This window comes from Thermostichus sp. OS-CIW-33, assembly GCF_054059615.1.
Genome location: NZ_JBSSCH010000036.1, coordinates 1 through 10,579 on the forward strand (window position 1 = coordinate 1; position 10,579 = coordinate 10,579).

The 10,579-nt window shown below is 57.9% G+C and carries 13 protein-coding genes, 1 other RNA gene and 1 pseudogene; 12 read left to right on the forward strand and 3 right to left on the reverse strand.

The genetic code is table 11. The features are described from left to right. Positions 1-115 precede the first annotated feature (115 nt). The 6 genes from ACVWZG_RS13595 (at position 116) to ACVWZG_RS13620 (ending at position 4,970) form a co-directional block, all read left to right on the forward strand. The gene (locus tag ACVWZG_RS13595; protein ID WP_457407484.1) at positions 116-973 is read left to right on the forward strand and encodes a hypothetical protein; all 858 of its coding nucleotides are present in this window, start codon (positions 116-118) and stop codon (positions 971-973) included. Between the two features lie 28 nt (positions 974-1,001). Then, positions 1,002-1,307: a hypothetical protein gene (locus tag ACVWZG_RS13600; protein WP_011434047.1), complete on the forward strand. Its 306-nt coding sequence runs from the start codon at positions 1,002-1,004 to the stop codon at positions 1,305-1,307. 27 nt (positions 1,308-1,334) lie between these two features. Then, positions 1,335-2,510, forward strand: a complete 1,176-nt coding sequence (locus ACVWZG_RS13605) for a tetratricopeptide repeat protein (protein WP_457407481.1) — start codon at positions 1,335-1,337, stop codon at positions 2,508-2,510. A 607-nt stretch (positions 2,511-3,117) separates the two neighbouring features. Continuing rightward, positions 3,118-3,252, forward strand: coding sequence for a hypothetical protein (locus tag ACVWZG_RS13610; RefSeq protein WP_255344540.1), 135 nt, complete (start codon positions 3,118-3,120; stop codon positions 3,250-3,252). Beyond that, positions 3,242-4,009 (forward strand): RNA polymerase sigma factor SigF, encoded by a 768-nt coding sequence (locus ACVWZG_RS13615; protein WP_041436760.1) that lies wholly within the window; start codon positions 3,242-3,244, stop codon positions 4,007-4,009. The genes ACVWZG_RS13610 and ACVWZG_RS13615 overlap by 11 nt, the downstream gene beginning before the upstream one ends. Positions 4,010-4,376: 367 nt before the next feature. Next, positions 4,377-4,970, forward strand: a complete 594-nt coding sequence (locus ACVWZG_RS13620; protein WP_457407479.1) for an SAM-dependent methyltransferase — start codon at positions 4,377-4,379, stop codon at positions 4,968-4,970. Here ACVWZG_RS13620 and ACVWZG_RS13625 read toward each other — a convergent pair. Next, entirely contained in the window at positions 4,967-5,380 is a 414-nt protein-coding gene (locus ACVWZG_RS13625) for a VOC family protein (protein ID WP_414407168.1), read from the reverse strand. The genes ACVWZG_RS13620 and ACVWZG_RS13625 overlap by 4 nt on opposite strands. Positions 5,381-5,836: 456 nt before the next feature. Here ACVWZG_RS13625 and ACVWZG_RS13630 point away from each other — a divergent pair, with 456 nt between their 5' ends. The 4 genes from ACVWZG_RS13630 to ACVWZG_RS13645 all read left to right on the forward strand — a co-directional run bounded on the left by ACVWZG_RS13630 (position 5,837) and on the right by ACVWZG_RS13645 (position 8,915). Then, positions 5,837-6,865, forward strand: coding sequence for a rod shape-determining protein (locus tag ACVWZG_RS13630; protein WP_414331964.1), 1,029 nt, complete (start codon positions 5,837-5,839; stop codon positions 6,863-6,865). Between the two features lie 59 nt (positions 6,866-6,924). Beyond that, complete coding sequence (gene mreC, locus ACVWZG_RS13635; protein ID WP_414387913.1) at positions 6,925-7,677, forward strand: rod shape-determining protein MreC; 753 nt, start codon at positions 6,925-6,927, stop codon at positions 7,675-7,677. After that, positions 7,655-8,299 carry a rod shape-determining protein MreD gene (gene mreD, locus ACVWZG_RS13640; protein ID WP_011434054.1) on the forward strand — a complete coding sequence of 215 codons (645 nt, stop codon included), beginning with the start codon at positions 7,655-7,657 and terminating at the stop codon, positions 8,297-8,299. Before mreC ends, mreD begins: the two co-directional genes overlap by 23 nt. Before the next feature lie 388 nt (positions 8,300-8,687). Beyond that, positions 8,688-8,915, forward strand: a complete 228-nt coding sequence (locus ACVWZG_RS13645) for an indolepyruvate ferredoxin oxidoreductase subunit alpha (RefSeq protein ID WP_011434056.1) — start codon at positions 8,688-8,690, stop codon at positions 8,913-8,915. Between the two features lie 286 nt (positions 8,916-9,201). Here ACVWZG_RS13645 and ACVWZG_RS13650 read toward each other — a convergent pair whose 3' ends face one another. Then, a complete protein-coding gene (locus ACVWZG_RS13650) occupies positions 9,202-9,726 on the reverse strand; it encodes a YIP1 family protein (RefSeq protein ID WP_457407476.1) in 525 nt (174 codons plus the stop codon). An 86-nt stretch (positions 9,727-9,812) separates the two neighbouring features. Between ACVWZG_RS13650 and ssrS the strand changes: the two genes are divergently transcribed. Continuing rightward, positions 9,813-9,999: non-coding RNA, 6S RNA (gene ssrS / locus ACVWZG_RS13655), on the forward strand. Positions 10,000-10,064: 65 nt separating this feature from the next. On the opposite strand, the gene ACVWZG_RS13660 is transcribed toward ssrS, so the two are convergent. Next, on the reverse strand, positions 10,065-10,259 hold the full coding sequence (locus tag ACVWZG_RS13660) for an IS630 transposase-related protein (RefSeq protein WP_071818172.1): 195 nt from the start codon (positions 10,257-10,259) through the stop codon (positions 10,065-10,067). Between the two features lie 245 nt (positions 10,260-10,504). On the opposite strand from ACVWZG_RS13660, the pseudogene ACVWZG_RS13665 reads away from it, so the two are divergent. Beyond that, positions 10,505-10,579 (forward strand): annotated as a pseudogene (locus tag ACVWZG_RS13665) (IS5-like element ISSoc13 family transposase); the annotation flags it as partial.

Sequence of the window (10,579 nt, forward strand, 5' to 3'; positions counted from 1 at the left end):
GGGCGGTGGGGCATCCCGTTCTTTTCGCGTCAGCGGGACGTAGTCCTCAAGCGCAGGAAACGTCCTTTTCGCGCTAGCGGCGCGGAGCGCTTTGCATCAGCATGAGTGCGGGAGTATGTCACGACGGAAGGTGAGGCAGATGGGGGGCTGGCTCAGGCAAAACTGGCTGTGGCAACTGGGGAGAGCCCTTGTGGCTGTTTGGATCGGCTGGGCGGAGGGGAGCGCTGCCTGGGCGAGGGACATGGCGCCGGCTGCCCCTGGAGTCTCCTCTCCCCCTACTTTGCCCATCCCTTGGGATTGGGTGTATGGGTTGCAGGAGCAAGCCCGGCAACGGCAATGCACGGTGGTTGGCCTGTTGCGCAGCGATCCCCTGCCGGCGCCAGATCCCCAGTGGCAGGTGTACACACGGCTGGATTTGGTGGCTACACCCGAGGCTGGTCGGTTGACCAGTGTGTTGTTTGCCGAGAACACCCGTACTCGGGCCTTGCAGGTTATCTATCAAGCCTCAGGGTCGGTGTACGACCCCGTTGAGGCATTGGATTTTGCCATGATCCTGCCTCTAGCCTGGCAGGGGAACACTTTGCTGGCGCGGGAGTACGAAGGCTGGTTCCAGACCGATTTGAGCTGGGATCGGGCGGTGGTCTGGCCTTTGCCCACTGGCTCGACAGGGATCCCACCGGTGCAAATCTGGGATCCGCCGCCGGCGCTGGGGTATGCGCAGCTGCTGGGCTGGGATCCCCAGGCGCGAGAGCGGGTGCTGTTTGCGGTGGCCGATAGTCTTGGAGAGATGCCCCGCTTGGTGAGCGTGGGCCCAGACCACCAGGTGTTGCTGCGAGCGCCTGCCGTTGCCCTTTCCCCAACTCCCTCTTCTCTACAGGGGTGGCAGGAGATCCGGCCCAAGGGGGGAGAGCCTCTCTGCCACCAAAGCCGTTTTGGGCTGGAGCAGGGAGGGGAAAATGAAAAATTAAACTGAGATGCAGAAGCCTGTGGGAGCGACAACCATGTCCAAACCGGTGGTGCGGCGGGGCTGGCCTCTGGAGGCCTTTGTCGGGGATGTAATCGTCTGTACCCTAGAGGGATCCCATCTGGATCAGGTGACGGAAATCCGAGTCAGCCCGGCGGGTAAAGGGATCCGAGTCAGCTTTGGGGATCCCTTGGGACGCTCTAAGGAACCGGTGCAGGCCAACGCCGAGGCGCTGACGGTTACCTTTGAGATCGATCCCAGCACCTACCCTGGCGAAAAGCGCATTGAGCTGATCTCGCCGGCAGGGCCCAGCGATCCCCTGCCGTTTTTGGTGATGATGTAGAGGCGCGCAGAAAAGAGGAAGTGGGTCATGCCGTTTGTGATTGCCCCGACCGACGTGGGCGTGCTGGTGCTGGGGGCGAGCCTGTTGCTTTTGGCCGGGGGTTGGGCCTGGTGGCTGCGGCGGCAGAAGCGTGCTGCCTCCCCAGAATCTACAGCCGTTTCGCCGGCCCCGGCGGTTGACCCATCTGCCCTTTCGGCGGAACAGGCGGCTCAACTACAGCCCTTCGAGCAGGCGGTGGGAGATCAGCCGCAGGATCCCATTGCCTGGTACAACCGCGCCACCACCCTCGACCACCTGGGGCAAGCCCAAGCTGCCCTGGCCAGCTACGACCGCGCCCTGGAGCTGAAGCCGGACTTCCCCGAAGCCTGGAACAACCGTGGTTCTCTGCTGGACGATCTCGGTCGCCATCAAGAAGCTCTGGCCAGCTATGAGCGGGCTCTGCGGCTGAAACCGGATTTTTTTGAGGCCCGCTTTAACCAGGCCAACACGCTGCGGCAATTGGGCCGCTACGAAGAAGCCCTACGTGCCTACGAACGGGCCCTTGCCCTCAGCCCCGACAGCCCGGAAACGTGGTACCTGCACGGGCTAACCTTAGCCTCTCTGGGACGGTGGCAGGGATCCCTAATCAGCTACGAGAAAGCCCTCGCCATCAACCCCGTCAATGCCCAAGTTTGGCAGAGTCGGGGCCTGGCTCTGTTTCACCTAGAGCGCTACGTCGATGCTCTGGCCAGCTACGAACGAGCCCTGCAACTGGGCTCCGAATCGGCCTCTCTCTGGGCCGGCCATGCCCTTGCCCACCACCGCCTCGGCAACCCGATGGAGGCCCTCAACAGCTATGACCGTGCCCTGGCGCAGGATCCCAAACGCCCTCAGATCTGGGTGCAGCGCGGCCTGGTGCTGATGGACTTGAACCTCTACGAGCTGGCCATCCAGAGTTTTGATCGGGCCCTGCAGATGGATCCCAGCAATGCCGAGGCTCACTACGCCAAAGCCTGCTGCTACGCCTGGGAAGGCCAAGTGCCTCAGGCCCTACAAGCTTTGGAGCAAGCCCTACGCCTGGAGCCGGAACGCTACCGCCCCTTGCTCTCCTCTGAGCCCTATTTCGACCTCATTCGCGAGGAGCCGAGTTTTGCATCCTTTTTGGCAGCCCTTGCCGGCACGGATCCCCTCAAGAACCGCTCTGAAAGGCTTACACAGGGCTAGGCAACGCTAACCTTTGCTCAACGTCAAAGCGACCTGCGTCACAAGTCATCACTAACGGTAGTCTTGGCTACCAACCTGTCAGAGAAATCTCCACAGGCGCGACTTCCCCACAAGCTGTGGGTAGAGCGCTCAGACGACCGCAGTGGGTCAAGTGCTGCATTGAGACCCCAAAAACATCCCAGCCCTTCTCTCTCTGGGAGAGGGGGGATCAGAATGCGCAGGCGATCTCACGGCCAATCCCAAATCATGAACCAGTCCATGAGAGTACGCCAACAACAGAAATCCGGCAATTTCGTTGGGTCTTACGGGAAAATGGCGCTCTTTTGCCGATGAAACCCGCCGATTTTCCGTGGAGATGCTGTTGCTTGGGCCCAGAAACCTGGTCAAACTAAGAACGTTCTAGCTTTTGGCGGATCTCAACAGTGTCCAGTCGTGCTTCTGACACCATCTCTGTAGCCCTATAGCTTGCGCATGCCAGGTCGGTTCGGCTGGGCAAAAGCGTCTCTTGACTGGATGGGTGTTGGTTATGGGTGGGATCCTCAACCTTTGAATGGTTTTCGAGTTCCTTGAGTGCTTGTTCTACAGTTATTTTCGGCAAATCGGTAAAGTGGTTGTCTATGATAACGGCCCCTCGCCTGACCTCTCCCAAGAACTCCGTCTCCCTGAGGCGACCGGCGGCCCCCCCTCCATTGCCTTTGGCCAAGACCGGATTCCCAGCCGCATGTGGATCTATGGCATCTAGTGAGGATGTTAAAGCCCGAACTGCCGAACTGTTGCGGCTGTACCACCAGAATCGCGATCCAGCCCTGCGCAACCGGCTGGTGGAAATGAACTTGGGCTTGGTGCGCAAAGAGGCCCACCACTGGCGCAACCAATGCAATGAGGGGTACGACGACCTGGTGCAAGTTGGCTGTTTGGGTTTGATTCAAGCTATCGAACGCTTTGACATCAGCCGAGGCCTGGCTTTTAGCTCCTTTGCCCTGCCCTACATTCGCGGAGAAATTCAACACTACCTGCGGGACAAAAGCCCCACCATGCGGATCCCACGCCGCTGGACGACCCTGCAAAGACAAGCCAAGAAGGTGATTGCCCGTCTGCGGCAAGAGTTGGGCCGTTCTCCCTCTGAGGCCGAGGTGAGGGAAGCCCTGCAACTGACGGAGCAGGAATGGCGAGAGCTGGAGCTGGCCCAACAAAACAGCCTTTTGCTCAGCCTGGATGCTCCGATTCAAACTGAGGAAGACAGTGTTGCTCTGGGGGAGGTCGTTCCGGATCAGCGCTACCGCAGTTTTCAACTGGCTGAAGAAGATCGTATTCGCCTACAACATGCCTTGGCTCAGCTGGAGGAACGTACCCGCAAGATTTTGGAATTTGTCTTCTTCTATGACCTCACGCAAAAAGAAACGGCAGAGCGGCTAGGGATCAGTGCCGTTACCGTTTCCCGCCAAGTCAAAAAGGGGCTGGAACGCCTGGCTAAGTTGTTGAATCAAGATATTTTTTGAGATACAGCCCGTTACAAATTAAGGGATATAAAAGGGTATAAAAATCGTGTTTCCGAGGCTTGACCCCAGTGAGGTTTAGAACAAGCAGGTTCATAGTCATTCCAGACTCGATTGAGATACTCCCGCTGCTGCCCAGACGCTCCGCGCCGCTTCCCCCAGCCCCTCCAGAGGGAGAGGGGAGTTAGAGAGCAATGGAACGGAGATGTTTCATTCCTGTTGAAAATGACCATACAGGTGTATCCCATAACCCCTTAGTAGACTGTACTTGAGCCGACGCAATTGGCGGTGACTTTCCACCCAGTAGAACGGCAGGGGCTCTGTACTGCGACAGGTTGATAGACTGATGGGAAATTGATGAGAATATTTGATGAACAGAGAAAACCGCTCTTCTCGGAATCAACCCTTGGTGCCCCGCGGTTTCAAACCTAAGCTGGGTCAGAACTCGGTGGGCAGGGATCCCTTCTTCCAATGCCAGCCCAACCCGCAAAGTCCAGAGGGAATCCGCTTGGCCCCCTATGTGCGCACCTTGCCCTTGGTTGTGGATGCCATGCTGGATTTGGCCCAGGTGGGGAGCGAGGATACTCTCTACGACTTGGGCTGTGGGGATGGCCGCATTCTCATCCGGGCGGCGCAGCGCTTTGGCACACAGGGCATGGGAGTGGATATCGACCCGGAGCGCATCCTGGAAGCCCAACAGCGGGCCCGAGAAGCCCAAGTTCAGGATCGAGTTACTTTTCTCCAGCAGGATCTGCTCACTCTGGACTTAACCCCGGCGACGGTGGTGAGTTGTTATTTGCTGCCCAGCTCCCACCTGCTGATCCGAGACAAGTTGCGCTCCCAGCTTCGGCCCGGCGCTCGTCTGGTCACCCACTCCTTCGACATGGGGGATTGGCCCCCCACCGCCACCACCACCGTATCGGATGTCATCAACACCTACACCATCTACCTTTGGCGGATCTAACCCTGGGGATCCCAGGCTGTCGCTTCCCCAAAAGCAGCAGAAGGCTGGTGCAGTACAATCCGGTTGCCATCGGGATCCCGAAAATCCACCTCCTGTCCATGAAAGGCTTGTCGCAGGGGGGAAATGGAGAGCTGATAAGCTCCCGCCAACCCTTCCAGTGTTGTCAGGGATCCCTGTAAATCTTGCACCTGCAGGCAGAGGCTCACCGCTGCGGCTTGGGCACCACCATCGAGATGACGGCTGCGATAGAGGCCCAGCCGCAACCCCGGCAGACGAAACTCTACGTACACCGGATCCCCCTCTGTCGGGAGCTGGACTTGGGGAGAGATCCCCAAGAGATCCCGATAGAAGCGTTGTAGACGAGGCAAGTCCAGGGTAGCCACGCTAACCAAGGCACCAGAGAGCTGCATCGCAACCGCCAAAAGACCGGGTTGGTCTATCTTAGCTAAACTGCCGAGAAGCCCCGCGCTGTACCCGCAGGGTGAGCGTCGGGAGGATGTCACTCAGCTCCAACACCACGCGAGTCTGGGTGGCGATGTCGGATCCCACGTCTTGCCCTCCGGATCCAGGGCCAATGTGCCCGAGATGTAGAGGGTATTTTGCCCACCTTCACGCCGGGAGAATAGGGGGCGATGGCCGGATAGCCGGCTGGAGCAATGGCAACCTTAGGCACGAGGGATCCCGAATCACAACAGGATTGCACCTTAGCGGCGAATTCGATCTTCCACAGCTGGCTGGGATACAGCCATAGCCGGTTTCTCTGGAGCAGATTCCCGCTCTTCGGGGGAGATTCTCTTGCAGAACTAGACTATAGTAGGTACCAAAGCTTGCTGCTTCTTCCCAAATCAAGACTGGAGCGACTTACCGTGGGGTTATTCAGCCGATTTTCCCGTGATATGGGCATTGATTTGGGCACTGCCAACACGCTGGTCTACGTGGCCGGGCGAGGCATTGTCCTGCAAGAGCCCTCTGTGGTCGCCATCGACCAAAACACCAAGCAACCCCTGGCTGTGGGGGAAGATGCCAAAAAAATGTTGGGCCGTACCCCCGGCAACATTGTAGCGGTGCGTCCTCTGCGAGATGGGGTGATTGCCGATTTCGACACGGCGGAGATGATGCTAAAACACTTCATCCACCGCGTACACGAGGGCCGGTACCTGATTGCTCCCCGCATTGTGATTGGGATCCCCAGCGGTGTGACCGGGGTGGAGCGACGGGCGGTGATGGAAGCCGCTCTCCAAGCTGGGTCGCGGGAGGTGTATTTGGTGGATGAGCCGGTGGCAGCAGCAATCGGGGCCGGGCTGCCGGTGCAAGAGCCCACTGGGAACATGATCATAGACATTGGCGGCGGCACCACTGAGGTAGCCGTCCTCAGTTTGCAGGGGATCGTGCTGAGCGAGTCCGTGCGGGTAGCGGGAGATGAGCTGAGCGAGGCCATCGTCCAGTACATGAAAAAGGTTCACAACCTCACCATCGGGGAGCGCACCGCTGAAGAGATCAAGATTCGGATTGGCTCCGCCTACCCAATTCAAGAGGAACTGACCATGGAAGTGCGCGGGTTACACCTGCTCTCGGGTTTACCCCGTACCGTCACGGTGAAGAGCACCGAAATTCGCGAGAGCATGGCCGAGCCCCTCTCGGTGATTGTGGAAGCCATTAAGCGCACCCTGGAGCGCACTCCACCGGAATTGGCTGCCGACATCATCGACCGAGGCATCATGCTGGCCGGGGGAGGAGCCTTGCTCAAGGGTCTGGATGCCCTGATCAGCCATGAAACCGGGATCTTGGTTCACATTGCCCCGGATCCCCTCAGTTGTGTGGTGCTCGGTACAGGGCGAGTTTTGGAGGATTTCAAAACCTTGGGTCGAGTGTTGAGCGGCAGCTTCAAGGGCTAGAGGAGTTTCTTCCCATCCCTGATCTAAGGTGTGAGTCGAGTGGGTTGGAGAGGTATTGCTTGAATTGGCTACGCCAATGGTGGAGGCGCCATAGCCTGGGGTTGCTCCTGTCTGCTTTGGCGATGGGGGCAGCGCTGGGCCTGCGCCAAACCCAGGGATCCCTATTGGTGGAATTGTACAGTTGGATCACTGCTCCAGCCCGTCCGCCTGTGGATCCCGCTGCGGTGCTCAGCCAGGCCGCTAACCGTGAGCTGCAAGCCCTGGTAGCCGAGTTGCAGTACCAAAACCGCGAGCTGAAGCGACTGCTGCAATTTACCGAGCAAATGCCCCAAGCGGGGATCCCAGCAGCCGTGGTGGGTCGCAGCGCCGATCACTGGTGGCAACAGCTCACCCTCAGCCGCGGCAGCCGGCATGGAGTCAGGGTGGGAGATGTAGTCATGGCGCCGGGAGGGTTGATCGGGCGAGTCGAGTCGGTCACGCCCAACACCAGCCGAGTGCTCCTGATCAGCGATCCCACCAGCCGTGTCGGGGTAATGCTGAGTCGCAGCCGACACATGGGCATCCTGAGGGGTACGGGCACCCAGAGTGCCATTTTGGATTTTTTCGACAAGGCCCCCAAAGTAGAGGTGGGGGATGTGGTGGTGACCTCGGGCCTGAGCAGCTTTTACCCAGCCGGGGTGGTGGTGGGAACGGTTCGAGCGGTCAACTTGGATGCCAGCCCTGCCCCCCAAGCCACTGTCGAACTGTCGGCGCCGCTGGGCCTCTTGGAATGGGCCTTGATCTACCGCTATGCTCAACCCTCTGATTCTTAAGCTCAAGTCTCACCTCAACTGGGTGGTGACTGCCCTATCAGGATTGCTGGCAGCAGTGGCCCCTTGGTGGCGAGGGCCGGGCTTGGAGCTAGCAGGCTTAACCCCAGATTGGCCCTTGATCTGGGTGGTGTGCTGGAGTGTGCGGCGCAAAGCTTGGCAGGGGGCTGTTGCCGGGGTCACCCTGGGTTTTCTGCAAGATGCGCTGACCAGCCCTTGTCCTACCCATGCGCTGGGGCTGGCTGTAGTTGGGATCCTCACCGCCAAGTTGCAAAAACAACGCTACATGCAAGAAGACTTTATCTCGGTGGCCTTGATCGTTTTTGGTATGGTGGTGATCGCCGAAACCTTGATGGCACTGCAATGGATGTGGCTCGTGGCCTCGCAGGGATCCGATGACCTGGATCCAGCAGGAACGCAAACCTTGCTGGATGGATTGGAGAACTCCCTTCGGTTTTTCGGCAACATTGGTGGCGATGGCCCCCGTTCTCTGGAGAGCATCTGGTGGAACCATCAACGCAATGCCCTCACGTCTGCTATTTTAAGTAGCCTCTGGGCACCCGCTTTGTATTGGCCCCTCAGCCGTTGGTGGCAGTCTCAAGAGCGGGATCCCAGAGAGATTTAGCCCCTGTTTTATGCCAAATCATCCTATCTTTCGGTTAAAACCCAGGTCACAGCAGAGTATGTCCCTTGCCATTTTTGGCAAGAGAGAACTCTCGAGGCGGTGGGAGCCCATTTGCCGGCTCGCTCCGGCATTCTACTTCTTTTGCATTGGCGCTGCGCTGGTCAGAAAAAGCGACGATCTGGAAAACTTCTCGTCGGGGGGGAGCAATTTTGGCCTAAAATGAACCCCAGGACTGGGATATAAGCCCCATCTTTTTCAGACAGCTTTGGGCTAATGTCGCGCATCTCAATCAAAAAGTCAAAAGCATAGGAAGCGCAGGCGACGTCAAGGCTGACCTTGTGGCAACTGCACTTAGAATTTGACTTAGAGCAATCATTGGGAGGGATCCATGCCGCATACAATTGTCACCGATATCTGTGAAGGTGTGGCCGACTGTGTAGAGGCTTGCCCCGTCGCCTGCATCCACCCCGGCGATACCAAAAATGCCAAAGGCACCGACTACTTTTGGATTGAGTTTTCCACCTGCATTGACTGTGGCATCTGTTTACAGGTTTGCCCCGTAGAGGGCGCTATTCTGCCGGAGGAAAAGCCGCATCTGCAGCGAGTGCCCCGCTAATTCCGGGGAAGCATCCCTGGCCACACGCCGGGATTCAACGAGAATTACAATCATTTCAATTCCAACCAGGACGCTGCACCCACACCTAGAACGTTAGTCGCGTCTTCGCGTCGTCGTGTCAGCGTTGCGGAGCAATAGCGTTGCGGTTCCCGTCAGGGTGCCGCAGGCATAGCAATAGCGTTGCGGAGCAACAATACGCAGAACCGGAAGGCTTTTCAAGGACTCCGTCCCGCTGGCGCGATCAGTAGCCTAGGCGTTTCACCTTAACCTGAAACAACTATAAGCTTTAGCGCAAGGAAGCCAGAGCAACGACGCCGCTGGTCAGCCAGCTCAGGGACAGGATCCCCCCTAGGAAAGCCAATGGGATCAGGCCCACCAGGCGCCACCACTCCAAATCCAGCGCTACAGCTACCGCCCGCACCTGCCAAACCACAAACCACAGCAGCGCTGCAAGGCCCAGCAGGGATCCCAGTACCCCACCCAACGATTGAGCAGGCCCCAGCAGCAGCCACGGCAAGCCGGCAAACCCCGTCAAGCACAGCAGCGCCGAAAAGGAAGGGGCAGCCCGACCCAAACAGAAGGCCAGCAACTGCAGCAAAGCCGCCAAACTCACCCAGCCCAGGGATCCCATCAGCACCGCCAGCACCATGCTCGGCAGGCTTACCCCAGAGCGGCGAATCGCATCCAGGACGTTGAGCAGCCCCACCACCCCAAAGGCTTGCCAGAGAACAGGCTGTTCCCGCAACGCCCGAAAGGTGCGCTCCGGCAGAAACCAAGCGCCGTAGATGTTGTCTAACCAGGAACCAAGCATGGCCAGCAACCCGTCAAGCTGTCTTTTATCCTAGCCCTTGGTGAGCACTTGACGGGCACACCCCAAAAATGGGGTATGATTGGGAGAGGATTCTGCGGCGTTGGTGACTGCCGTTATGTTTTTGCGATCTATACCCTTCGACAATTAGGATGGGAAGTGGATGTGAGAGCAGTAGGCCAAACTTGATTTGGAAACTATCGACAATCATCCCCGGTATCCTATACTGGATTTTCCAGGTCGAAAACCACGGTAAAACGGCGCAACAGTATCCTCAAAAAAGCCCTCGAAAGGGGGCCTTTTTGTTGTTTGGATATTGTCGGATATTGTCAATGCTGCAGTTAATGGGTATTGCTCTGGCGCTGGGCTCCATCCTTTAGTCGAGCTTCTGGGCACTGGTCTACGTCTTGCTGCAGGGCAGCCAAGTCTGTCTTTCGCTTGCGGGTCTTGACTTTTGTTGTCGTGAGGTCTGCTCGGCTCAGCCAGCGATAAACGGTTGCACAAGTGACATAACTCCCGCACTCATGCTGACGCAAAGCGCTCCGCGCCGCTAAAGCGAGAGAGTGCGAGCTTCAAGGACTCCGTCCCGCTGACGCGAAAAGGACGGGATGCCCCACCGCCCTGTGCTTGATATCTGTAGCAGCTGCTGTTTTTATCATCGTTTATTTCAGCGGTTCTAGGTTCACGGCAGGTTGACAGCAGCTACGGTTTTTGTTGCCGCCGATCTAGGTCGTGTTGATCTTATGTTAGGATAGAGAGAGTAATTTATAGAGGAAAGAGGATGAAGTTGGTTTTTTTAGATGAAAACAAATGGCAGAAGATATTGGCTTTTTTACAGACAGAAGAGAGAGTTAAC